Origin of the sequence: Megasphaera indica (assembly GCF_046614755.1) — a bacterium.
GTDB lineage: Bacteria > Bacillota > Negativicutes > Veillonellales > Megasphaeraceae > Megasphaera > Megasphaera intestinihominis.
This window is the reverse complement of sequence record NZ_JBKKJR010000015.1, coordinates 34894-59977: the sequence shown is the minus strand read 5'-3', so window position 1 is coordinate 59977 and position 25084 is coordinate 34894. Positions and strand designations below refer to the sequence as shown.

The 25084-nt window shown below is 50.8% G+C and carries 24 protein-coding genes; 22 read left to right on the top strand and 2 right to left on the bottom strand.

Annotated features, from left to right (window positions below):
• The first annotated feature begins 248 nt into the window (after window positions 1-248).
• The gene (locus ACFCTO_RS08555; protein WP_292106810.1) at window positions 249-1418 is read left to right on the top strand and encodes an ABC transporter substrate-binding protein; all 1170 of its coding nucleotides are present in this window, start codon (window positions 249-251) and stop codon (window positions 1416-1418) included.
• On the opposite strand, the gene ACFCTO_RS08550 is transcribed toward ACFCTO_RS08555, so the two are convergent.
• Window positions 1406-2128 (bottom strand): M48 family metallopeptidase, encoded by a 723-nt coding sequence (locus ACFCTO_RS08550; RefSeq protein ID WP_302485628.1) that lies wholly within the window; start codon window positions 2126-2128, stop codon window positions 1406-1408. The genes ACFCTO_RS08555 and ACFCTO_RS08550 overlap by 13 nt on opposite strands.
• Before the next feature lie 76 nt (window positions 2129-2204).
• Here ACFCTO_RS08550 and ACFCTO_RS08545 point away from each other — a divergent pair, with 76 nt between their 5' ends.
• From ACFCTO_RS08545 to ACFCTO_RS08495, 11 genes are all read left to right on the top strand, one after another.
• On the top strand, window positions 2205-2759 hold the full coding sequence (locus ACFCTO_RS08545; protein ID WP_499876731.1) for a 3'-5' exonuclease: 555 nt from the start codon (window positions 2205-2207) through the stop codon (window positions 2757-2759).
• A gap of 291 nt (window positions 2760-3050) precedes the next feature.
• Window positions 3051-4265: an MFS transporter gene (locus tag ACFCTO_RS08540; protein ID WP_499876730.1), complete on the top strand. Its 1215-nt coding sequence runs from the start codon at window positions 3051-3053 to the stop codon at window positions 4263-4265.
• 8 nt (window positions 4266-4273) lie between these two features.
• Window positions 4274-4711 carry a MarR family winged helix-turn-helix transcriptional regulator gene (locus tag ACFCTO_RS08535; RefSeq protein ID WP_499876729.1) on the top strand — a complete coding sequence of 146 codons (438 nt, stop codon included), beginning with the start codon at window positions 4274-4276 and terminating at the stop codon, window positions 4709-4711.
• Window positions 4712-4832: 121 nt separating this feature from the next.
• Complete coding sequence (locus ACFCTO_RS08530; RefSeq protein WP_020310313.1) at window positions 4833-5780, top strand: 2-hydroxyacid dehydrogenase; 948 nt, start codon at window positions 4833-4835, stop codon at window positions 5778-5780.
• A gap of 363 nt (window positions 5781-6143) precedes the next feature.
• Window positions 6144-7223, top strand: coding sequence for a mannonate dehydratase (gene uxuA, locus ACFCTO_RS08525; protein WP_292301455.1), 1080 nt, complete (start codon window positions 6144-6146; stop codon window positions 7221-7223).
• A gap of 16 nt (window positions 7224-7239) precedes the next feature.
• On the top strand, window positions 7240-8844 hold the full coding sequence (locus ACFCTO_RS08520) for a mannitol dehydrogenase family protein (RefSeq protein ID WP_303147766.1): 1605 nt from the start codon (window positions 7240-7242) through the stop codon (window positions 8842-8844).
• A 22-nt stretch (window positions 8845-8866) separates the two neighbouring features.
• On the top strand, window positions 8867-10201 hold the full coding sequence (locus tag ACFCTO_RS08515; RefSeq protein WP_499876728.1) for a gluconate:H+ symporter: 1335 nt from the start codon (window positions 8867-8869) through the stop codon (window positions 10199-10201).
• A 15-nt stretch (window positions 10202-10216) separates the two neighbouring features.
• Window positions 10217-10636, top strand: coding sequence for an HIT family protein (locus tag ACFCTO_RS08510; protein WP_370836687.1), 420 nt, complete (start codon window positions 10217-10219; stop codon window positions 10634-10636).
• 129 nt (window positions 10637-10765) lie between these two features.
• Entirely contained in the window at window positions 10766-11710 is a 945-nt protein-coding gene (locus ACFCTO_RS08505) for a sugar kinase (protein ID WP_499876727.1), read from the top strand.
• 242 nt (window positions 11711-11952) lie between these two features.
• The gene (locus ACFCTO_RS08500) at window positions 11953-12591 is read left to right on the top strand and encodes a bifunctional 2-keto-4-hydroxyglutarate aldolase/2-keto-3-deoxy-6-phosphogluconate aldolase (protein WP_303147759.1); all 639 of its coding nucleotides are present in this window, start codon (window positions 11953-11955) and stop codon (window positions 12589-12591) included.
• A 425-nt stretch (window positions 12592-13016) separates the two neighbouring features.
• Entirely contained in the window at window positions 13017-13706 is a 690-nt protein-coding gene (locus tag ACFCTO_RS08495) for a GntR family transcriptional regulator (protein WP_499876726.1), read from the top strand.
• Between the two features lie 122 nt (window positions 13707-13828).
• On the opposite strand, the gene ACFCTO_RS08490 is transcribed toward ACFCTO_RS08495, so the two are convergent.
• On the bottom strand, window positions 13829-14824 hold the full coding sequence (locus tag ACFCTO_RS08490; protein ID WP_337947779.1) for a LacI family DNA-binding transcriptional regulator: 996 nt from the start codon (window positions 14822-14824) through the stop codon (window positions 13829-13831).
• A 354-nt stretch (window positions 14825-15178) separates the two neighbouring features.
• Between ACFCTO_RS08490 and uxaC the strand changes: the two genes are divergently transcribed.
• From uxaC to ACFCTO_RS08440, 10 genes are all read left to right on the top strand, one after another.
• Complete coding sequence (gene uxaC, locus ACFCTO_RS08485) at window positions 15179-16588, top strand: glucuronate isomerase (protein WP_499876725.1); 1410 nt, start codon at window positions 15179-15181, stop codon at window positions 16586-16588.
• A gap of 14 nt (window positions 16589-16602) precedes the next feature.
• Window positions 16603-18060 (top strand): tagaturonate reductase, encoded by a 1458-nt coding sequence (locus tag ACFCTO_RS08480; protein ID WP_499876724.1) that lies wholly within the window; start codon window positions 16603-16605, stop codon window positions 18058-18060.
• A gap of 3 nt (window positions 18061-18063) precedes the next feature.
• Window positions 18064-19554 (top strand): UxaA family hydrolase, encoded by a 1491-nt coding sequence (locus tag ACFCTO_RS08475; RefSeq protein ID WP_499876723.1) that lies wholly within the window; start codon window positions 18064-18066, stop codon window positions 19552-19554.
• Between the two features lie 12 nt (window positions 19555-19566).
• The gene (locus ACFCTO_RS08470; protein ID WP_292106032.1) at window positions 19567-21000 is read left to right on the top strand and encodes a glycoside-pentoside-hexuronide (GPH):cation symporter; all 1434 of its coding nucleotides are present in this window, start codon (window positions 19567-19569) and stop codon (window positions 20998-21000) included.
• A gap of 12 nt (window positions 21001-21012) precedes the next feature.
• Window positions 21013-21447, top strand: coding sequence for an HIT family protein (locus ACFCTO_RS08465; RefSeq protein WP_020724132.1), 435 nt, complete (start codon window positions 21013-21015; stop codon window positions 21445-21447).
• The gene (locus ACFCTO_RS08460) at window positions 21440-22384 is read left to right on the top strand and encodes a sugar kinase (protein WP_499876722.1); all 945 of its coding nucleotides are present in this window, start codon (window positions 21440-21442) and stop codon (window positions 22382-22384) included. Before ACFCTO_RS08465 ends, ACFCTO_RS08460 begins: the two co-directional genes overlap by 8 nt.
• Window positions 22385-22625: 241 nt before the next feature.
• Window positions 22626-23264: a bifunctional 2-keto-4-hydroxyglutarate aldolase/2-keto-3-deoxy-6-phosphogluconate aldolase gene (locus ACFCTO_RS08455; RefSeq protein ID WP_499876721.1), complete on the top strand. Its 639-nt coding sequence runs from the start codon at window positions 22626-22628 to the stop codon at window positions 23262-23264.
• 362 nt (window positions 23265-23626) lie between these two features.
• Window positions 23627-23971, top strand: a complete 345-nt coding sequence (locus ACFCTO_RS08450; RefSeq protein WP_298674718.1) for a molecular chaperone Hsp90 — start codon at window positions 23627-23629, stop codon at window positions 23969-23971.
• A 12-nt stretch (window positions 23972-23983) separates the two neighbouring features.
• Window positions 23984-24424, top strand: coding sequence for an Rrf2 family transcriptional regulator (locus tag ACFCTO_RS08445; RefSeq protein ID WP_020311820.1), 441 nt, complete (start codon window positions 23984-23986; stop codon window positions 24422-24424).
• A gap of 23 nt (window positions 24425-24447) precedes the next feature.
• Window positions 24448-25035 (top strand): phosphatase PAP2 family protein, encoded by a 588-nt coding sequence (locus tag ACFCTO_RS08440; RefSeq protein ID WP_481324993.1) that lies wholly within the window; start codon window positions 24448-24450, stop codon window positions 25033-25035.
• Window positions 25036-25084 lie beyond the last annotated feature (49 nt).

Genomic DNA, 25084 nt, shown 5'->3' with positions numbered 1-25084 from the left:
CTCAAGTATTCCAGCACTATTTTTTTCTTAAATTCATAACTGTGTTTTGCCATAAAAAAACTGACCCCCAATCGTTAGATTTTTGGTCTAACTATTGGGGGGCAGCTCATTTTGCCATCATGCGCGGTCCCTTTTGCTTTAAATTTAAAACCATCCGCTAACCCCTAGCCACTAACTACTAACCACTTAAATGGGGCTGGCGCATCTGCGACAGCCCCTTTACTATCCCCCAGGAAGGAGGCGCGTTTATGAAGAGAAACATGCAGATACTCGGCTTTTGTATGCTTTTTGTCATCCTTCTCTTGAGTGGCTGTTCTTTGATGCCAGCCAATACAGGGGTCCTCATCGGGACGAACCTGGCCTTGAGCGGCAAGGGTATGTCCTATTCGACATCGACGGAACGGGGCATCGAACTGGCCAAGGATATGGTCAATGACCGGGGCGGCCTCTTAGGTAAGCCCGTTCAGCTCGTATCGGTCGATAATCATGGCAAACCGGAAGATGCCGTAGCCGCTATCCAGCAGCTCACGGTGCGCCATGTGTCGGCCATCATCGGTCCGGATTTGGCCGATTGTACGCGGGCTGTCATCCCCAACGTGGAAGCCGTGAAGATTCCCCTCATCAGTCCGGCCTGCACACAGCCGGATATCACCGTCGATGCCCAGTCCCATGAGGTGTACCGCTATATTTTCCGCGCCGCTTATATCGATGCTTCCCAGGGGCGGGCCATGGCCGACTATGCGCTGAAACAGCTCCATGTCAAGCGGGCGGCAGTCTTTTATTATCCGGACAAGATGTATGCCCAGGGCCTGGCCGAATATTTCCGCAGTGCCTTTGCTGCCAGCGGCGGTGACGTGCCCGTCTATATTCCCGTAGAAAATGTATTGGACCTGACTAAATACCTGCCCTTGTTGCAGCGGGAACAGGTCGACGTCATCTATCTGCCCGGTTATGATGACTGGACGATACCGGCTATCGAGCTGCTGCGCAGTCACGGCGTTTCCCTGCCCCTCTTAGGGCCGGACGGCTGGAATGGACCCAAGATGGAACGAGATGTCGACAAGGATTATTTGACCCAGGTCTATTATACGGACCATTATGCCGGCCACGACGCGACGGATGCGGCCAAGCGCTTTTCCCAGGCTTATTATGAAAAGTATGGGGAATGGCCGGATAGTTATGCCGCCCTGGGGTACGACGCCTTCATGATGACGGCCGATGCCATTGAACGCTGTCAGTCAGCCGAAGCAGCCGATGTGGCCCGGGAACTAGTGAAGACCATCGATTACGATGGCGCGACGGGGACCATTTCCCTCGATGCTAATCACGATGCCATTAAAGACGTCTTCATCATGACCTTCCAAGATGGCCGGCCGGAACTGGCGGCGACGATTCCTGCCGACCATCAGACACAGTAAGGCAGATACTTCGCCATGGCCTGGCGCCGGGCTTTCCAGTCGGGCATGCGGATGGTCATGGCGTCATAGAAATGGCGGGAATGATTGGGCTGGAGAAAATGGCAGAGCTCATGGAGCATGACGTGGTCGATGATGGCTTCAGGCATGATGGCCAGGTAGGTGTTCATGGTGACGATGCCTTTGAGGGGCATGCAGGATCCCCAGCGCGACCGCATGACCCGCTGTTTCAGGACCGGGTCGGGCAGGGCGAGGCCGGCGAATAAGGGCTGCATACGGGACAAACTGGCAGGAAAGAGTTTCTTCCCCAGGGCTTGCAGCAGCTTATGGTAGAGCTTCTGCCGCATGACCAGCGTGTCATCGGCCAGTTCCATGAAGACCGTCTGGCCGCTGCGGCGGATGCTGTTGTGCAGGCCCAGGCGGACGTCGAGCCTGTAGGGCTGGCCTGCCAGATAGAGCGTGTCGCCGTCGCTGAGGGTCAGTATGGGGAATTTCTGTTTCCGTTCTTCCATTTCGCGGATGGCGCGGATGATGAAGTCCGTCTTCTTTTCCAGGAAATCCTCGATATAAGCCCAGGGGACGCGGGCCGGTGCCGACAGGTACAGCGTGCCGTCGCTGCGGACGTGGAGATTGATGTTTTTCACTTTCTTGCGGACCAGGATGACCGGGAAGGTCCGGCCCTGGGCCGTGAACTGGTGTTGTTCGCTCGTCATGGGAATACCTCGCAGAAATAAGATTTGTAGCTATTGTAAATAGAATTCGTTCGTTTGTCAAAAAGGAAGGTAGATTATGCTCGATTTTACGGCCATCGACTTTGAAACGGCCAATAAATACGCCAACAGTGCCTGCTCCCTGGCTGCGGTCACCATGAATGACGACCGCTGTGTCAAAGAAGGCTATACCCTCATCCGACCGCCTTTCATAGTCTTTGATCCGGGCAATATCCAGATCCATGGTATCACGCCGGACCAGGTCGCCCATAAACCGAAGTTCGATGCCCTGTGGGACCGCATCCGCCCTCATCTGGAAGGACGCATCCTGGTCGCCCACTATGCCGTCTTCGATACGCGGGTCCTGCGCAGCCTGCTGAAGACGTACCACCTGGAAAAGCCCCAGGCGTCCTATGCCTGCACTGTCGAGATTTCCCGCCGCGTCTGGCCGGACCTGCCCAATCATAAACTGGACACCGTCGCCGGTCACCTGGGCTATTCCTTCCATCACCATCAGGCCTTGGACGACGCCCGCGCCTGTGCCTACATCGTCCTCAAAGCCGCAGAAATCGTCGGCGCTTCGTCCATGGAAGAACTCCTCAAGGCGACGCACCTCAAGTTGAAGACACTGTGATAGAGTTTGTATTATGGACTTTGTAGGGGCCTGTCGCACGAAGCTTTCTGCCATAATGCAAGGCTCCATTTACTTTATAGTTTGTAGTACAGAGTTTGTAGTTTGCAGAAGATGGCTTTAAATTTAAAAACATTCACTAAAAACTACAAACTGTAAACTTAAAACTCAAAAAGGCGCTGTCTTCATGCGACAGCGCCTTTTTTCTCCATAGTATTGACTAGTCAATATAACGGTGTTATGATAGATTCCGTCAATAAATTTGACTAGTCAATTATAAAAGGAGCGATTGCAGTGATAAAAGAAAGATTATGGACTCGTGATTTCATGGCTCTGGTCCTGGCCAACGGCTTTTTGTTTGCCGGGTTTCATTTCCTCTTGCCGACGATTACCCTCTATGCGGCCAGCTTAGGGGCTACGGGCGGGGAAATCGGCCTCATCGGCGGTATCTTTGGTTATTCGGCCATCTGTATCCGTCTGTTCACTGATACGGGTGTCCACTATTTAGGGAAAAAGAAGTGCCTTTACCTGGGCCTGGCCCTTTCCATTTTGGCTACCGTGTCGTATTATATGTTTGATAGTATCCACGCCATCGTCGCCGCCCGCATCCTCCACGGCTTCGGTTTTGGCCTGAGTACGACCTTTGCGGCAGCTATCGTCGCCGATGTCATCCCGGCCAGCCGCCGCGGCGAAGGGATTGGTTATTTCGGCCTGGGCAGTACGGTCATGATGGCCCTGGCTCCGGCTGTTGGTTTATTTTTACTCAATGACATCAGCCCAGCAGCCCTGTTCTTTGCCTCGGCCGCCGTTTCCTTCCTGGCTGTCCTTGCCAGTGTCTTCTGTCATGCCGGCAAGAAAGTCCGCCGTGTAGAAGTGACGGAAAAGGCTTCTCTGCGCGACCGCATCTGTGAAACCGGTACGGGCCTTCCCGCTATTCTGACGATTTTCTTCGGTGCCGCCTATGGCAGTGTCAATACGTATATCGCCATGATGGCTGCTGAAGCGCATATCGAAAATGCCGGCCTGTTCTTCATCATCGGGACGCTGTTCGTCTTCATTTCCCGTCCTTTTGGCGGCCGTCTCCTCGATGCTAAAGGTGCTTTTGCCGTCGTCATGCCCGGATCGGTCTTGTACTTGATCGGCTTATTGCTCATCATGGCAGCTCATTCGCTCACGGTCTTATTGGCAGCGTCCGTCTTTTATGGCTTAGGTGCAGGCCTGCTGCTTCCGGCCCTGCTGACGTGGATTTTGAATATGGTCCGCCCGGAACGGCGCAGTTCTGCCAGCGCGACCTTCTATAATATGCTCGATATCGGCACCAGCACGGGTATCCTCGTCTTAGGCGTCATCGCCGGCATGGTAGGTTACCGTCACATGTACTGGAGCGTTACAGCTCTCATGATCTGCTTTGCTGTCCTGTTTATGTTCTGTCATTATCGTTATGGCAGCGATGTCATGGCCAGCCAGAAAGCGGGGAAAGGAGCTGTCGCTGATATCCATGAAGATTGAGAGGTATCATGATGGATGTACGAGACCGGCAAGACGATGAACTGGTGCGGCAGTTATTCTGTACGACCCGTATCTTTTCCCGGACTTTAAATGGCTGTGTAGCGCCTTTGGGACTTCACAGCTCGGAATGGATGGTCCTGAACTTCATCCATTTGAATAGCGGCATTGCCCAGGCCGATTTGATACGTCATTTTAAGGTAGAAGCGGCAGCTATTACGCGCACTTTGAGCCGGCTGGAGAAGAAAGGCCTCATTAGCCGCCATCCTATGGAAAAGGGGCGGGGAAAGTATATCGAATTGACAGCATCCGGCCAGGACTTGTTCGCCCAGGCAGAACCCTTTGTGACAGCTCATCGGCGACGGGCTCTGCAAGGCCTGTCGCCAGAGGAACGAAAACTATTATTGAGCCTATATGCTAAAGTACAAGCGGCCTTAGACGAAAAATAGTATATGTTTTTATCATATAGAGGGTATACCTATACTGATTTCCCATAGATAGCTTACAAATTGCCGATATATGCGTATAATTAAATCAAGATATTACCTATGCTGAAAGGAGATTTTACAAATGAAAATTGTCTTGTTGGAATCGTTAGGTATCAGCCAGGAATTACTTGATTCGTATGTGAAACCCTTGAAAGAAAAAGGCTATGAATTCGCTGCGTATGAACGCAACGATGACCCGGCCGTCCAGATTGAAGAAGCCAAGGACGCCGATATCCTCATCATCGCCAATATGCCCCTCAAAGCCGAAGTCATCAATGCCTGCCCGAACTTGAAGTACATCGACGTCGCCTTTACCGGTGTCGACCACGTCGCTCTCGATGCGGCCAAAGCCAAAGGCATCAAAGTCAGCAATGCGTCCGGCTATTCGACAGTTGCCGTAGCTGAATTGACCATCGCCATGATGCTCGATTTGCTCCGCCGCGTACCTCAGGTCGATGCAGCCTGCCGTGCTGGCGGTACGAAAGCCGGCCTCGTCGGCAACGAACTGGAAGGCAAGACCGTCGCCCTCGTCGGTACCGGTCATATCGGCCATCGCGTCGCCGAACTGGTCCATGCCTTTGGCGCCAAGGTTATCGCCTATAACGGCTTCTCCCATAAAGCAGATACGGAACTGATTAAATACCTGCCCATGAAAGAAATGATGGAACAGGCCGATATCGTCAGCCTCCATTGCCCGGTTACGGACAAATCGAAGGGCTTGATCAATAAAGAAACCTTGTCGTACATGAAACCGACGGCCTTCCTCATCAACGAAGCTCGCGGTCCTGTCGTCGTATCCCAGGATTTGGCTGATGCATTGAACAGCGGTAAAATCGCCGGTGCCGGCATCGACGTCTTTGAAAACGAACCGCCTCTCGACACCAATCACCCGCTGCTCCATTCCAAGAACACTATCGTCACGCCGCACGTCGCTTTCGCTACGGCAGAATCTATGGCGAAACGCGCCGTCATCGTCTTTGACAACATCGACGCATACTTAGCCGGAAATCAGAAGAACGTCATTTTGTAATATAGGGCTTGCCTGGTGGCAAGCCTGCAGGCCGCAGTTCGCAGACTGCAGTTCATGAGGGACCACGCATGAAGGGGTTGACCATCATACGTGGTCCCTTTTTGCCTTAATATTTCAAACCATCCGCTAACCCCTAGCCACTAGCTGCTAACCACTAAAACAAGGCTGTCGCATCTGCGACAGCCTTGTTTTTTTATGCAAAAAAATCATGGATTCAATTTTTCTATTCCACTTATTCAAATTATGATGCCTTATCTTGTCTAATGAATACTAGTATGGTAGTATGTAAATGCCAGAAGAAATAAAAGAAACATCAATGAAAACAAGAATTTTATAATTAATTTATAATTGGAGGATTGCCTTATGAGAATGACCTTCCGTTGGTACGGAGAAAAAGATGACAAAATTACTTTGCAGCAGATCGACCAGATTCCTGGTATGGACGGTATCGTCGGCGCTTTATTCGACATTCCTGTCGGTGAAGTATGGCCGGTAGAACCGCTGCTTCACATCAAGCAGCAGTCTGAAGCGAACAACCTGGTCTTCAAGGATTTGGAAAGCATCAACGTCCATGAAGACATCAAATTGGGCCTGCCCAGCCGTGACCAGTATATTGAAAACTACATCACGTCCCTGCGCAATGCTGCCAAAGCCGGCATCCAGATGGTCTGCTACAACTTCATGCCCGTCTTTGACTGGACCCGGACCGACCTGGCTAAACCCCTTTACGACGGTTCGACGGTCCTGGCTTATGATTACCACCTCATCGCCGGCAAGACGCCGCAGGACATGGCCCGGGAAATCCTCGACAACAGCAATGGCTTCGTCCTTCCCGGCTGGGAACCGGAACGGCTGAAAGAATTGTCGCACCTGTTTGAACAGTATGAAGGCATGGATGAAGACGGCCTGCGCAAGAACCTGGAATATTTCCTCAAAGCCATCGTTCCTGTCGCTGAAGAAGTCGGCATCAAGATGGCCATTCATCCCGATGATCCGCCGATTTCCGTCTTTGGCCTGCCGCGCATCGTCAAAAACGAAGACGACCTCGACAAAATCGCAGCCATGGTCGACAGCCCGAGCAACGGCTTCACCATTTGCACCGGTTCCCTTGGCTCGAACCGTCAGAACGACATTCCCCACATCATCCGCAAGTTCGGGAAAATGGGCCGCGTGAACTTCCTGCATATCCGCAACATCCAGGTCCATGAACCGTGGGTCTTCAACGAAGTCGCTCATAAATCGCAAATCGGCAACCTCGATATGTACGAAATCGTCAAAGCCGCTTATGATATCGGGTTCGACGGTCCTATCCGTCCGGACCACGGCCGCATGATCTGGGGCGAAGAAGGCCGTCCGGGCTATGGACTCTACGACCGGGCCCTCGGTGCTAACTACATCTGTGGCTTATGGGATGCTATTAACCGCACGTGCGGGCAGTTATAAAAAGGAGGAACTTACGATGTTGCATTTGAATCGGCAAAGCTTGAAAGAAAATCGTGCTGAATGGGAAAAAGCTGGTATCACTCTTTATTCTTACGATGATGAAGCGGTACAGGCAGCTACCCAGCAGGCTCCGCAGTGGGTCCATTTTGGCGGCGGTAATATTTTCCGTGCCTTTATTGCAGCCCTTCAACAGCATCTGTTAAATAAAGGGCTGGCTAAGACCGGTATCATCACGGCTGAAACATATGATGAAGAAGTCATTGAAAAAGTCTATCGTCCGTTCGATAACTTGAGCCTGGCCGTCACCATGTATGCCGATGGCCGTTTTGAAAAAGAAGTCATCGGTTCGGTTATGGAATCTGTCGTCTGCCGCCCTGATTTTAAGGCAGACTGGCAGCGCCTGAAAGATATCTTTACCAATCCTTCCTTACAGGTCGCCAGCTTCACGATTACCGAAAAAGGCTATAAATTGAAGGATTATGCAGGTAATTTCTTCCCGGCTGTGGCCGAAGACATGAAGAAGGGACCGGAACAGGCGACTAGTTCCATGGGCTGCATCGCTGCCTTGGCCTATGCCCGCTATCAGGCTGGCGCCTATCCTTTCGCTTTTTTGAGCCTCGATAACTGCTCCCATAATGGTGACAAAATCAAAGAAGCCATTTTGACATTTGCTGATGAATGGGCAGCCAATGGCGTTGCCGACAAAGGATTCGTCGATTATGTCAATGACCCGCAGAAGGTTACCTTCCCTTGGAGCATGATTGATAAAATTACACCGCGGTCTTCTGCAAAGGTACAGGGCTATCTTAAAGAATTGGGCTTTGGCGATACGGAATTGATTCATACGGAAAAAGGAACGTATGCTGCCTTTGTCAATGCTGAAAACGCGCAGTATCTTGTCATTGAAGATACCTTCCCCAACGGACGCCCGGCATTGGAACAGGCTGGCGTCATCTTTACTGACCGCAATACTGTCGACAAAGTAGAACGCATGAAAGTGTGCACCTGCCTCAACCCGCTGCACACGGCCATGGCTGTATATGGCTGCCTGTTAGGCTACACGCTCATTGCTGATGAAATGAAAGATCCGCAGATTAAAGGTCTCATTGAAAAAATTGGTTACCAGGAAGGACTGCCGGTCGTAACGAATCCGGGCGTCCTCAATCCGGAAGATTTCATCAAGGAAGTCCTCGAACAGCGCCTGACCAATGGGAATCTGCCCGATACGCCCCAGCGCATCGCGTCGGATACATCGCAAAAAGTCGGAATCCGTTTTGGTGAAACCATCAAAGCCTATGGCGACAAAGCCAAGGACTTGAAATATATCCCCTTAGCCATCGCCGGCTGGTGCCGTTATTTGTTAGCTGTCGATGACGAAGGCAAGCACTTTGAACTGAGCCCGGACCCCTTGCTGAAAGACTTGCAGGCTGCCTTGGAAGGCATTACCCTGGGGAATCCTGATTCGGCCAAAGGCAAGTTGAAATCCATCTTAGCCAACAAGGACATCTTTGGCAGCGACCTCTATGAAGTCGGCCTGGGCGAAAAAATTGAAGGCTACTTTGATGAACTCATTGCCGGTCCTCATGCCGTTCGGAATACGTTAGTTAAATATGTAAAATAAAATTTGTTAGGAGGCGCTATTTATGGAAAACATTATACCTGTTTTATGGGTAGGCGTGGCAATTGTATTATTATTGTTCATGACTGTAAAAATGAAATTGCACAGCATGATTGCCTTGTTGCTTATTGCTATTTTTGTTGCTTTTATGGAAGGAATGGATACAGTTACTTTAGTTAAAACGATAACTAAAGGGGCTGGTAGTACATTAGGCGGAGTTGGCTTAGTCATCGTTCTTGGGGCTGCTTTGGGTCAATTAATGACTGATTGTGGTGCATCTAAAAAAATTGCAGATACTATTGTTGCCCATTGTGGAACACGCACATTACGATGGGGCGTTATGTTTGTTGGTATTATTTTTGGTATTTCCATGTTTTTTGAAGTAGGGTTTATGGTAGTTGTTCCGTTGGTTGTTAGTATTGCTAAGGAAGCTAAAATTCCCTATATGTATTTGATTATTCCGGTATTAGCAGGTGTTGCACAAGCACATAGCGTTTTCCCGCCTCAGCCAGGACCGGTAGCTTTGGTGGATGCTTTTGGAGCTGACAGCGGGATGGTATATCTTTTGGGGCTGGTCGTAGTTATTCCTTCTGTTATTTGTGCTGGTATCATTTTACCTCGGTTTTTAAAAGGTCTTGATACCCTCGCAGTTCCTAAATTAGGGAATATTGACGAAAACTCATTGAAGTCTTTTAAATTACCGTCTTTTGCTATTTGTTTATTGATACCATTGTTGCCGGCAGTTTTTATGATTGGGCATACTATTATTGCTAATTTTGTTGCTAAAGGTACTTTCGTTTATACGACTTTTGAATTTTTAGGTAGCCCTAACGTTAGCTTACTTGTAGCGGTACTTGTGGCTATATATGTTTTTGGCATTCGTGCTGGGCGTAAAATTTCTGAAACCTCTGATACGATTTCCTCTGCTATTAAAGGGATATCTACGGTTGTTATGATTATTGGTGCTGGTGGTGTTTTTAAACAAGTCATTGTTGATGCAGGTGTCGGTCATCATATTGCAGCTGCTGTTGCAGGGACATCTGTCTCGCCGCTGATTTTAGCCTTTGCCATTACGGTTGTTATTCGTTGGGCAACTGGTCAAGGGGCTGTTTCCGCGATTACTGCGGCAGGCATTGTTGCACCTTTGATTCCGGTATTTAATGTTAATCCAACATTGCTGATGTTAGCAACTGCTGTTGGGAGTAATACCATTACGATGCCGAATGATGCAGCATTTTGGATGATGAAAGAAACCTTCAATCTGTCGATGGGACAAACTTTTAAAACTTGGGGCTTATTAGAATTAGTTAACTCGGTTAGCGGGTTAGCGGTTGTATTAATTTTGTCATTGTTTATTTGATGAGGTGAGCTGAATATGATTGATCAAAACTGTGGTTATTGTGTAAAAGGCGAACCGCTTGCTAAATTCGGCATTTACATTTGTGATTTATCGGTTAGTATGCTGGTCCTGTTTAAAGAACAGAGTCATCCTGGCCGCTGCATCGTCGCCTATAAAGACCATGTCAGTGAAATGACTGACCTGAGCGATGAAGAACGTAATGCCTTTTTTGCTGATGTCGCCAAGGCAGCGAAAGCCATCCATCAGGCCTTTCACCCGGATAAGGTAAATTATGGTTCCTACGCCGATACAGGGCATCATCTCCACGTTCATTTAGTGCCGAAATATAAAGATGATTTTGAATGGAATAGCACCTTTACCATGAATCCAGACCGCATTTATTTATCTGATGCGGATTATAAAAAGATGATTGATAAAATAAAAGCACAATTGTAAAATACGAATAAGGGCCAGTCATGTGAAGTATGTATTTTCTTGGACTTGGCCCTTTATTAATTCAATTGTTTCCACTTAATATAGTGTATGGCTTTTTAGCTATTAGGAAATATCTTATGGAGGAAAAATATGAGTAAAGTGCTTACTATCGGCGAAGCCATGGGCTTGCTGATTGCTGAAGAAATAGGGCCGCTGGAAGAAGCGGAACATTTTTCCCGCCATGTCTGCGGGGCGGAACTGAATTACGCCGTCGGCATGGCCCGGCTGGTCAATGATGTGTCGTATATTTCTAAGGTCGGCGTCGACCCCTTCGGGAAGTGTATCTGCAACTTCCTCAAGGCCAATGGCATCCACGATGACTATGTCTGGACTGATGACGACCATATGACAGGCTTTCAGATGAAGGAAAAGGTCCTGGAAGGGGACCCGACGGTAGCCAATATCCGCAAACACACGGCCTTTTCCCACTTCCGGCCGGCGGACCTCTCCGGTATCGACTGGACCGGCGTCGACCACCTGCACGTCACGGGGATTCCCCTGGCCCTGTCAGAATCGTGCCGGGAAACGATTTATACGTTGATGATGCGGGCTCACGGTAAGGGCGTGCGCATTTCCTTTGACCCCAACCTGCGGCCCATGCTCTGGAAATCCCAGGAAATCATGGCCCGTGTCATCAACGACGCCGCCCAGTATGCCGATATCGTCATGCCTGGCCTCAATGAAGGCCGGATCCTGACGGGAATGGACAATGAAAGAGATATCGCCGGCTACTACTTACAGCGCGGCGTCCAGACTGTCGTCATCAAAATAGGCGGCAGCCATGGGACCTATATCCGCACGGCCGATGACCAGGAATACCGCGTGCCGAGCTATCACGTCGACCACGTCGTCGATACTGTCGGCGCCGGTGACGGCTTTGCCGTCGGCTTCACCAGTGCCATCTTGGATGGCCTGAGCCTGGAAGATGCTGCCCGCCGGGGCGCTGCCATCGGGGCCATGGCCATCCAGGTCGCCGGTGATAACGAAGGTTTGCCGACGCGGGAACAACTGGCGGTATTCCAACAGAACGCATGATGTTGGTTGTGGGATTCCCACAAGCGGGCCGCCCTTTGGGACGGGCCCCTACGTGCGGCCCTATGGGACCGCTGCGGCCTGCGACCTGCGTTAATGACACCTGCATCAATCCGTATGATTGGTGCAAAACGGCCCCATTAACCGTGAATAGGACATGGCCGATCGGTGTGGAACGGGCGCCCCACGTGGCGCCCCTACGCTGCGGCCTGCGATTATTTTATGAACCAAAAGGAGATAAAGTAATGGATAAATTAGATGTTGTTAAGAAAATTCAGGAAATCGGCGTCGTCGCTGTCGTTCGAGGCAAGACACCGGAAGAAGCGATGATGATGTCCGAAGCCTGCATCAAAGGTGGCGTCACGGCCATTGAACTGGCTTTCACGACGCCGCGGGCTCATGAAGTCATCGAAGCCCTTTCCAAGAAGTATGCCGATAATCCCGACGTCCTCATCGGCGCCGGTACGGTCCTCGACGCCATTACGGCCCGCGTCGCCATCCTCGACGGCGCCCAGTTCATCGTATCGCCGGCCCTGGATGTAGAAACAATCAAGCTCTGCAACCGCTACCGCGTGGCCGTCATGCCGGGGACGACGACCCTCAACGGCGTCATTACGGCCCTGGAATACGGCGCTGACGTCGTCAAGATCTTCCCTGGGGAGATCCTGGGCATGAAAGCCATCAAGGCCATCCATGGTCCCCTGCCGCAGGCTCCGCTCATGCCGACAGGCGGTGTCAATGTAGAAAACGCCGGTGACTGGATCAAAGCCGGCTGCGTCGCCGTCGGTGCCGGCGGTGCCCTCACTGGCGGCGGCAAGACGGCCGATGAAATCACGGCTACGGCCAAGAAATTCATCGCCGCCGTCCAGGCTGCCCGGAAGTAAAAATTTGATGTATGATGTTTGACGTTTGATGAAAGGCTCTCCTCATAGGAGAGCTGGCCGCCGAAGGCGGTCTGAGAGGTTGCTTTAAAAACGGGACTGACGCATGAAGGCCTATGTCATCATGCACCAGTCCCGTTTCTTTATAATTTGTAGTGCGTAGTTTCATTAATGAAATAAATATGTTTTTTTAAGGTCAATACCTTTTAGAAAATTTACACGTTCACACAATCTGTTTAAATGACGTGATGTTATAAAAGAAAAATACGGTAATTAAGCCGTTTAAAAGTGTGTAAATCAAAATAAATTAATTTACCAATGTCGGAAAGGGTTCTTTTTTTCTTCTGGAAATATACAATTTGTGCCCGTTTTGTGATAAGATGAAATTGAGAAAAGCAGGCATTGATTTTCAGAATGATGGAGTTGTTATGGAGAATTTGGAATTATTTGAAAAAGCGCCGAATGAAACGGTGCGGGAATACGCCTATCGCGTGTTGTATGAAAACATTATGTCTTTGAAGCTGCCGCCAGGTACGGCCATGTCTGAACAGGAACTATCGGGTGTCTTGAATGTCAGCCGGACCCCGGTGCGGGAAGCCTTCATCCGCCTGTCGCAAAAGGGGCTGCTCGAAATTTTACCGCAGCGCGGGACCTTCGTATCTAAGATTCACACGGAACAGCTGGCAGAGTTCCGCTTTTTCCGGGTCACCTTGGAACGGGCTATCGTAGAACTGGCTTGCCAGGATTTTCCGGATCCGTGGCGGACGAAATTAGAATTCTGTATTTTCGAGCAGGGCAAATTCATCATCTCAAAAGATGCAGAAAAATTTTTCAAGAGTGATAATACCCTGCACTCTCTACTTTATGAAGGCTGTGGGAAACCGCATATCTGGCAGATTGTCCAAGAATCGAACCTGGATTATGCCCGGGCCCGCGTCCTCAATGTCAGCGATGCTGCTGAGCAGATGCATCTTCTCTACGAGCAGCACAAAAGCATAGTCGGCGCTATCTTTGCCGGTAATACAGAGCTGGCAAAGCGCATCATGACCGAACACATTGACAAGGTCATGGGTGATGTAGAAGTGCTGAAAAAAGAATATCCAGAGTATTTCCGGTAAAGATAGTTTATAGTTCAGAGTTGGGAGTTTGCAGCGAAAACCTTTAAACTTTCAGCTAACCACTAACCCCTAGCCACTAACCACTCAAAAAGAGGCTGTCGCATGTGCGACAGCCTCTTTTTTCACCTCCTGAAACTTTCCCGTTCTACGAGGTCTGCACTGAATTCGGTGCGGACTGGGACGGAATCAGCTTCTTTTCCGGTCAGCTCGGTGACGATGTGGACGGCGGCATTGCACAGGCTGGTCAGTTTATTGTCCAGGCTGGTAATGGTCGGCGTGGCACATTGGGCCAGGATGGAGTTATTGCAGCCGATGACGGGAATGTTTTTTCCATGGCGCAAGGCGGCACGCTGGGCCGCAACGGCAAAGATGTCTTCTGACGTGACGATGGCGTCAAAGGGCATATCGTCTGCGACTAAACGGTCGATGAGTGCTTCCGTATCTTGCAAGGTCCGGGGAATCTGCTGGATGAGTTCTGGTTTCTCCGTCAATCTCCATTCCCGGATCCCCTGGCGGAAACCGTCGAGCTTATGGCGGCCGCTGTAGGTGAGGGAATCGTAAATGTAGAGGATGTCCTGACAGTTCTTGGCAGCCAAAGCGGCGATGACCATTTTCATGCCTTCTTTTTCATTGCAGACGACGCTGTACATATTGGGCTGATGGTAATCGCTGTTGATGGTGATGACCGGGATTTGCCGGGCCGTTTCACAGAGTTGGCGGACATCGGATTCGGAAGAAAATGGCGTGCCGATAGTGATGATTGCATCGACGTGCTTATCGGCCATAGCGGAAATATATTTGCCGTTATGCCCTGTATCGCTGCCGGTATTGGAGAGCATGACGTCGAAATGGTGCTTCCGCAGGCCATCTTCCAGCAGGGATACGGCATGGGCATAGAATATATCGGCCACGTCGGTACAGATGACGCCGACGATTTTCATGGAATCGAGACCTAAGCCCCGGGCGAAGGGATTGGGTTTATAGCCCATTTCTTTCATAACTTGAAGGACTTTCGCCCGTGTCTTTTCACTGACCCGTGTGCTGCCGTTGAGGACGCGGGAGACGGTGGCAATCGATACATTGCATTTCTGGGCGATGTCGTAAATGGTGATGTTCATGGCGATCGTTCCTCTTTATGTAAAAAATCTGGATTGCTTACATTATAGCATACTTTTCTCTGGAAAAAGGAGGGGATACGAAAATGTAAAATGTAAGCGCTTAACTAAGCGGAATAGGAAAACAAGAAAATCTAGGCACAAAAAGAATAATAAAATGGATCGCCCATTCATAATTATGAGTTAAAAGCATGGAAAATGATTAATTTTTCAAATTTAATACGGAAAAATCATATTACGTTGACACTTAGGTAATGACATGATATTCTTTCAGTGAAGATAAATGTAAGAGCTTACAATAAAGTTTACCAATGACCGATGAAGTTAGCGGCCTTATATTGGGAGGAGACGGACAAAATGAAACAATTCATGGACAAAGACTTCTTATTGGATACGGCTACGGCCAAGCATTTATTCCACGATTATGCAGAGCATATGCCGATTATTGATTACCACTGCCATATTTCTCCGCAGGAAATCGCAGAAGATCACCATTTCCGCAGCATTACCGAAGTATGGCTCGGCGGTGACCACTATAAATGGCGCCTCATTCGTTCCAATGGGACACCGGAAGAAAAGGTTACCGGGACAGAATCGACAGATTTGGAAAAATTCGTCGAATATGCGAAAGCTCTTTCACGAGCTATTGGCAATCCGCTGTATCATTGGAGTCATTTGGAACTGCAGCGCTATTTTGGCATTACCGAACCGCTGACGGAAAAGAATGCCGAAGACATCTTTAATCGCTGCAATGCCAAGTTGCAGGAAAAAGGCATGGGCGTCCAGGGCTTGATCGAACAGTCAAATGTCAAAGTCATCTGCACGACTGATGACCCGGCCGATGATTTGAAATGGCATCAGAAGCTGAAAGAAGAAAAGACATGCAGTGCCAAGGTATATCCGGCTATGCGTCCGGACAAGCTGATGAACGTCGACAAAGCCGGTTATGCCGATTACATGGCCCGCCTCGGTCAGGCTGCCGGCGTTGAAATCAAGACTTTTGCCGATATCCGCAAAGCCATGGACAAGCGCATCGCCTTCTTTGAAGAAATGGGCTGCCGCGCTACAGACCATGCACTGGAATATGTTTTCTGCCGCGAAGCCGATGAAGCGACTGTCGATGCTATCATTGTCAAGGCCTTGAAAGGCGAAAGCATCAGTAAAGAAGAAACGGAAGCCTATAAGACGGCTGTCCTCACCTACCTGGCTGGTGAATATTACAAACGCGGCTGGGTCATGCAGCTCCACTTCGCTACCCTGCGCGACCTCAATTCGGAAATGTACCGAAAGTTAGGACCGGATACGGGCTTTGACAGTGTTGCCGAAGGGAATTGCTGCAAAGGCCTCATCGCCTTCCTGGATCATCTCAATGAATGCCATATCCTGCCGAAGACGATTCTCTATTCCGGGACGCCGAATGATAACGCCATGATCGGCACTATTATCGGCGCTTTCCAGGGTCCTGAAGCCCGCGGCAAGATTCAGCAGGGCGCTGCCTGGTGGTTCAATGATACGAAACAGGGCATGATCGACCAGATGACGAGTATTGCTAACTTGTCCGTCTTTGGCAACATCCTGGGGATGCTGACCGACTCCCGGTCCTTCTTATCCTATGCCCGTCATGAATATTATCGCCGAATCCTCTGCAACTGGATCGGCAATCTCGTCGAAAACGGCGAATATCCGAACGATGAAGACGCACTCCGTCAGCTCGTCGAAGATATCTGCTATAACAACGTAGCCAACTACTTCCAGTTCCAAATGTAAACGGAGGGTAAACGATGAAAAACGTCAGTGAACTTTATACAAAAGCTAAACATCCCGTCCGTATCTTACAGTTCGGAGAAGGCAATTTCCTACGGGCCTTCGTCGATTACGCCGTCGATGTAGCTAATGAAGAAAATGGTTTTGATGGCAGCGTCGCTGTCATCATGCCCCGGTCGGGCAAGACGGACCGCTTTGCTAAACAGGATGATGTTTATACGGTCTGCCTGCGCGGCCAGCAGGATGGCAAAGTCTATAAAGAAAACCGGGTCATTACTTCCGTCCAGACCGTGCTCAGCGCCCGCGATGAATATGATGCGTTCATGGCCCTGGCTCACGAAGATTCGCTGGAATTCGTCGTATCGAATACGACGGAAGCCGGCATTACCTTTGATGAAAAAGATGCTTTTACAGATTGCCCGCCGTCGACTTTCCCGGCAAAATTGACCAAGTTCCTCTATGAACGCTATACCTTTTATAAAGGCGCTGCCGATAAGGGCCTGACCATGTTGCCGACGGAATTGAATGACAACAACGGTAAACTCCTTCGGGACTGTGTAAACCAATATGTATCCCTGTGGAAACTGGAAGCGTCTTTCCAGTCCTGGCTTGACCAGCACTGCCAGTTCACGGATACCTTGGTCGACCGCATCGTCGTCGGTTATCCGGCTGATTCCATCGCGGCTCTGCAGGACGAACTGGGCTATGAAGACAGCCTGCTCGACCAGGCCGAACCTTTCTCCTTATGGGTCATCGGCGACCCGGCGCTGGCTTCGCGGCTGCCGTTAAACTCAAGTAAATTCCATGTTGAACTCACGGACCATATCCAGGCCTTTAAAGAACAAAAAGTGCGCATCCTCAACGGGGCTCATACGTCTATGGTCCTCGGTGCTTATCTGGCCGGTCTCGATTATGTCGGCCAGTGCATGGAAGACCCGGTCATCCGCAAGTCCCTGGACCAGACCGTCTTCGATGAAATCGTTCCGACCGTCCATTTGCCGGAAGAAAAGGCCGTTGCCTTTGCCAAGGCCGTTTATGAACGCTTTGAAAATCCTTTTGTCAAACACGCATTGCTCTCGATTTCCCTGAATTCCATTTCCAAGTGGAAAGCCCGCATCCTGCCGACCTTTAAAGACAGTCTGGCAGCGACGGGGAAACTTCCGAAATGGCTGACCTATTCCTTTGCCGCTTTCCTGGCTTTCTATCGGACGACCCAGGCTGGTGAACATTGTCTTATCGGGTCACGGCCGGGCAATACTTATGAAATCCACGATGATGAAGATAAACTGGCCTTTGTCAAAGAACAGGCCGGTAAAACGACGGCCGATTACGTCAAGGCCATTATGGCACGCAGTGATTGGTGGGGCGAAGACCTGTCGGCTATCGACGGCTTTGCCGATGCCGTTACGGCTCATCTGGACCGCATGGCTGAAATCGGTGTCAAAGCTCACATTGCCGAATTGACGAAGGAGTAAACGATGAACGTATTCCAAATACACCCTCATGATAATGTCGTCGTAGCTGTCGACGCCGTTGCCAAAGGCAGCGTCGTCACGGCTGGCGGCAAGACTTTTACGGTCTGCCAGGACATCCCGGCAGGGCATAAAGTGGCCCTGCAGCCGATTGCCAAAGGCGAAGACGTCATCAAATACGGCTTTCCCATCGGGACGGCTAAAACGGATATCCCCGTCGGTGCCTGGGTCCATACGCAGAACGTCCAAAGTAAACTCGGTGATTTACTTCACTATACCTATGAACCGGAAAAAGCCGATCGGTCTCCCTGGAAAAGTGAAAAAAAATACGAATTCCAGGGCTATAAACGGAGCGATGGCAGTGCCGGCATCCGCAATGAAGTCTGGATCATCCCGACCGTCGGCTGTGTCAACAATATTGCCAGAGCCATTGAAACGGCGTCCCAGGCTTATAAAACGGAGAACATCGACGGTATCTATGCCTATAGCCATCCCCACGGCTGCTCGCAGTTAGGCGATGACCAGGTCCATACACAAAAGATACTAAGTGGGCTGATTCACAATCCCAACGCCGGTGCCGTCCTGGTCCTGAGCCTGGGCTGTGAAAACAATCAGGTCAGCCTGATGAAAGAAGTCATCGGCGACTATGATCCGGACCGTGTCAAATTCCTGGTCTGCCAGGACGTGGAAGATGAAATTGAAGCCGGCACGGCTATCGTCAAGGAACTCTGCCATTACGCGGCTCAGTTCCATCGCCAGCCCTGCGATGCATCGCTGTTGACGATTGGCTTGAAATGCGGCGGCTCCGATGGTTTTTCAGGCATTACGGCCAATCCCCTGGTCGGGGAGATTTCCAACCGCCTCATCGCAGCTGGCGGTACGTCGATTCTGACGGAAGTGCCGGAAATGTTCGGCGCCGAAACGTTGCTCATGAACCGGGCTCGCAATCGGGAAGTCTTCGACAAGACCGTCGACCTCATCAACCATTTCAAAGAGTATTTTATGAGTTATGGCGAAAAGATCAATGAAAATCCATCGCCAGGCAACAAGGCCGGCGGCATCACGACGCTGGAAGATAAGTCCCTGGGCTGTGTCCAGAAGGGCGGCCGAGCTCTCGTCGAAGATGTCCTGGCCTATGGAGACAGGGCGACGAAAAAAGGCCTAAACTTGTTGCAGGCTCCAGGCAATGATTTAGTGGCCTCCAATGCGCTGGCCGCTGCCGGAGCCCATATGGTACTGTTTACAACGGGCCGGGGGACGCCTTTTGCCTGCCCCATACCGACGATTAAGATTTCCAGCAATAGTCACCTGGCCGGTTTCAAACGGAACTGGATCGATTTCAATGCCGGGACCATTGCCGAAGGGGAATCGCGGGAAGCCGCAGCAGACCGCCTTTTCCAGTATATTCTTGACGTAGCGTCAGGTCGTGTCCATGCGAAATCGGAAGCCTTGGACAAGCACGAACTGGCTATATTCAAAAACGGAGTTACTTTATAAGGAGGGAGTGCTATGAGCACACAAGCAGGGACGTTGCCGAACAAGACGGAGACCGTTACGCCGGCAGCTTCTAAGGAAGGCCATGTTAAATTATCGTGGCGTGAAAAAATCTGTTACGGTTTTGGTGACTTTGGGAACGGTTTCATGTTCGACTTAGGCCAGGCCTATTTGACGAAATACTGGATCGACGTCTGCACCATTCCGGCCGCTGCCGTTGCAGGTATCTTCGCCTTTACGAAAATTTTCGATGCTTTCATGGATCCTATCGCCGGTTCCGTCATCGACGGCCGTAAGAATATCGGTCCCCGCGGCAAGTTCCGCCCGGTCATGATGGCATCGGCTGTTATCCTGGCTATTTTGACAGTCATTACCTTTACCATGCCGGACTTGTCGCCGACCGGTAAGATTCTCTTTGCTTATGGTGCCTATATGGCCTGGGGCCTCGTTTACTCGTTTACTAACATCCCTTATTCTTCCCTGGCCAGTGTCATGACCCGCGATGTCGAAGAACGAAGTCAGATGGCGACGACCCGCCAGGCCGGTTCTATCGGGGCCCAGCTCATTACCGGCATGGCCTTCGTACCGGTCGTCCTCATGTTCGCTTCGCCCCATGAAGGCTTCTTTGCTGCGTCTATCGTCATGTCTATCATCGGCGTCATCGGCTTTGCCATCTGCTATTTCAACTGCCATGAACACGTTCCGGTCAAGCGCAATACCCAGAATGAACAGAAAGCAAAATTCTCGGATTATATTAAACTCGTGTTTACTAACAAACCGCTTTTATGCATTATTTTGATGACTTTGTTTACCATCTCGGCGATGAACACGAATAACCAAATGATGATTTTCTTCTGCCAGTATAACTTAGGCCATATGGGCTTGCAGCCGATTGTAAACGGCATCATGATGGGCTGCTCCGTCGTAGGTATCCTGCTCATCCCGAAACTGGTCAAGATGTTCGGCAAGAAAAAGACGGCCATCGGCGGCTTGCTCATCGGCTGTGCGGCTGACCTCTTGAACTTCGTCATCCCGACTAATATTTACACCTTTATCGTATTGGTCACCATCGGCTACGTAGCCCTGGCTATTCCGAACGGCGTTACCTGGGCTTTTGTTTCCGACGTCATCGACTACAGCGAATGGCACAACGGCATCCGCAAAGAAGGGATTACCTATGCGGCTTTCAACTTCTCCCGTAAAATCGCCCAGGCCCTGGCTGCTGTCGTAAGTTCGGGCATCCTGGTACTGACAGGTTACGTCGCCAATGCCGTTCAGAGTGAAATGACATTGATGGGGATTAAAGCAGCTATGACCTTGTATCCGGGCGTTGCCCTCGGCATTGCTGCTATCATCCTCTACTTCTTCTATGGCTTGACAGACGACAAATTCAAGAAGATTGCCGATGATCTGAACCATGGTAAATGGGAACACGGCACGATTGAATAAGGAGGCTTTGTCATGAAAGATAAGAACTGCGGTTATTGCGTAAAAGGCGAACCGCTTGCTAAATTCGGCATTTACATCTGCGACTTATCGGTCAGTATGCTGGTCCTGTTCAAAGAACAGAGTCATCCCGGCCGCTGTATCGTCGCCTATAAAGACCATGTCAGTGAAATGACGGACTTGAGCGACGAAGAACGCAATGCCTTTTTTGCCGACGTTGCCAAGGCGGCGAAAGCCATCCATCAGGCATTCCATCCGGATAAGGTAAACTATGGTTCCTATGCCGACACGGGGCATCATCTCCACGTTCACTTAGTGCCGAAATACAAAGATGATTTTGAATGGAACAGTACCTTTGCCATGAATCCGGACCGCGTCTATTTGACGGATGCCGCCTATGAAGACATGATTGACAAAATAAAGGCACAATTGGAGGAAAACCATGAGTAAAGTGCTTACTATCGGTGAAGCCATGGGCTTGCTGATTGCTGAAGAAATGGGGCCGCTGGAAGAAGTGAAACATTTTTCCCGCCATGTCTGCGGGGCGGAACTGAATTACGCCGTCGGCATGGCCCGGCTGGGCAATGATGTGTCGTATATTTCCAAGGTCGGTGTCGACCCCTTCGGGAAGTGTATCTGCAACTTCCTCAAGGCCAATGGCATCCACGATGACTATGTCTGGACTGATGACGACCATATGACAGGCTTTCAGATGAAGGAAAAGGTCCTGGAAGGGGACCCGACGGTAGCCAATATCCGTAAACACACGGCCTTTTCCCACTTCCGGCCGGTGGACCTCTCCGGAATCGACTGGACCGGCGTCGACCACCTGCACGTCACGGGGATTCCCTTGGCCCTGTCGGAATCGTGCCGGGAAACGATTTATACGCTGATGATGCGGGCCCACGGCAAAGGCGTGCGCATTTCCTTTGACCCCAACCTGCGGCCCATGCTCTGGAAATCCCAGGAAATCATGGCCCGTGTCATCAACGACGCCGCCCAGTATGCCGATATCGTCATGCCTGGCCTCAATGAAGGCCGAATCCTGACGGGAATGGACAATGAAAGAGATATCGCCGGCTACTACTTACAGCGCGGCGTTCAGACCGTCGTCATCAAGATGGGCGGCAGTCATGGGACCTATATCCGCACGGCCGATGACCAGGAATACCGCGTGCCGAGCTATCACGTCGACCACGTCGTCGATACTGTCGGCGCCGGTGACGGCTTTGCCGTCGGCTTCACCAGTGCCATCCTGGATGGCCTGAGCCTGGAAGATGCTGCCCGCCGGGGCGCTGCCATCGGGGCCATGGCCATCCAGGTCGCCGGTGATAACGAAGGCTTGCCGACGCGGGAACAACTGGCGGTATTCCAACAGAACGCATGATGTTGGTTGTGGGATTCCCACAAGCGGGCCGCCCTTTGGGACGGCCCCTACGTGCGGTCCTATGGGACCGCTGCGGCCTGCGACCTGCGTTAATGACACCTGCATCAATCTGTATGATTGGTGCAAAACACCCCCATTAACCGTGAATAGGACATGGCCGATAAATGTGGAACGGGCGCCCCACGTGGCGCCCCTACGCTGCGGCCTGCGATTATTTTATGAACCAAAAGGAGATAAAGTAATGGATAAATTAGATGTTGTTAAGAAAATTCAGGAAATCGGCGTCGTCGCTGTCGTTCGAGGCAAGACACCGGAAGAAGCGATGATGATGTCCGAAGCCTGCATCAAAGGTGGCGTCACGGCCATTGAACTGGCTTTTACGACGCCGCGGGCTCATGAAGTCATCGAAGCCCTTTCCAAGAAGTATGCCGATAATCCCGACGTCCTCATCGGTGCCGGTACGGTCCTCGATGCCATTACGGCCCGCGTCGCCATCCTCGACGGCGCCCAGTTCATCGTATCGCCGGCCCTGGATGTAGAAACAATCAAGCTCTGCAACCGCTACCGCGTGGCCGTCATGCCGGGGACGACGACCCTCAACGGCGTCATTACGGCCCTGGAATACGGCGCTGACGTCGTCAAGATCTTCCCTGGGGAAATCCTGGGCATGAAAGCCATCAAGGCCATCCATGGTCCCCTGCCGCAGGCTCCGCTCATGCCGACAGGCGGTGTCAATGTAGAAAACGCCGGTGACTGGATCAAAGCCGGCTGCGTTGCCGTCGGTGCCGGCGGTGCCCTCACAGGCGGCGGCAAGACGGCCGATGAAATCACGGCTACGGCCAAGAAATTCATCGCCGCCGTCCGGGCTGCTCGAATTTAAAAGTTTATAGTATGGAGTTTGTAGTTTGTAGAAATTTGGTTTTAAATTTTTACCCATCCACTACAAACTAAAAACTGCAAACTTAAAACTCAAAAAGAGGCTGTCGCACGTGCGCAGCCTCTTTTTTACAACTGTTTACACGCAAAGGAAAACGTTTAAATGGAGAACATGCTCATTTTAAAAGTGTGATAACCAGGCGGATGGCAAACATTTAAATTAAAATAAATTAGTTTAAAATAGTTCAACTAAGTATATAATATGTAACCATTGACTTTACAATAAAAATGTCGTATGATAGGGATGTAATCAGGATAATTCTATCCTGGATGTTTTGATTCGTCATTTATAGGAGGTTTTTTAAAATGGATGCAAAAACTGTAGAATTCGTTACGGCTAAGACACATGATTTGATGGCAGCTCCCAGCTGCAATCCGACGCTGAAAACGGCCGCTCAGACTTGGCTCGATGCTGCCGATAAAGACGCAGCTGCGCCGGCTTATATCGAAGCCTTGAAGCAGGGCGTCTCGACGATTGATGAACTCCTGAACTTTGCAGCTTCGGAACATGCTGTCCAGATCATGGGGGCCGATGCAGCGAAACAGCTCTTGGCGCATGCCAAAGATATTCAGGCCAAAGGGGCTAAATTCTGTGACTGCCCGGCTTGTACGGCTGACCTGGCTATCCTTCGTGAATTAAAAGCCATTTAAGGAGTCTTTCATATGCAGATTTCCAGTCGATTTACCATGGCCGTTCATACCCTGCTGTGTATCGATTACTTCGGCAAAACGGAAAAAGTGACGAGTGACTTCATTGCTGCCAGCGTAGGGACGAATCCCGTCATCATCCGCAAACTGCTCATCCAGCTCAAAGCGGCCGGGTTGATCCAGGTCAAGCGCGGGACCGGTGGCACAGCGTTGGAAAAACCGATTGCTGACATTAGTTTATATGACGTTTACCATGCCGTAGACTGCGTCGGCGGCGACTCGCTCTTCCATTTCCACGAACATCCCTGCCCGCAGTGTCCGGTGGGCAAGACGATTCATGCTGGCCTGGACGACAGGCTGCATCAGGTGCAGGACGCCATGGAAGATAAGATGCGCAGCATCTCCTTGGCCGATGTAGCGGGAACGATGCGGGACGTCTTTGCAAAACAGGGCTGAGTCCGGCTGAAAGAGAGGCTATCATGGCAAGGTCTATCTTTTTATTCGTTCAATGGTTCATTGCCCGGCGCAGGACCTGGCTTCGGATCCTTACCTGGATTACCCGGTTCGGCTACTGGCTGTTCATCATTTATGGCCTTATCGAATGGTTCCGGTCGCGGCCGGTTTCAGAGCAGATTAAACGTCGGAAGACATTAGTTTACTGTCTCTTTTCCGTCATCGTGGGCTCTTCGGTTTCCTGGGTCATCGGTAAAATCTGGCATCGCCCCCGGCCTTTTGCCTGTGGTGACGCGGCGCCGCTGGTAGCGCATAAGGCCAATGCGTCTTTTCCCAGCAATCATTCCATGAACAGCCTGGCCATTTCCCTGATGCTCCTGGCCCGGCATAACCCCTGGGGACTGCCGGCCCTGGCCTGGACAGGCGTCCTGGCATCGTCGCGGATACTCAGCGGTCTCCATTACGTCAGCGACGTCGTCGGCGGCTTCTTCATCGGAGCTGCGGCCAGCCATATCGTTTACCATAGTAAACGTTGTTCACAACTAGCTGACCACATCCTTTACTATTGGCACGTTGGGGCCACGGTCGTACAGACCTGGTGGCGCAAGTGCTGATGGGGGATTGGTCAAACTGCAAACTTAATACTCAAAAAGGGGGCTGTCG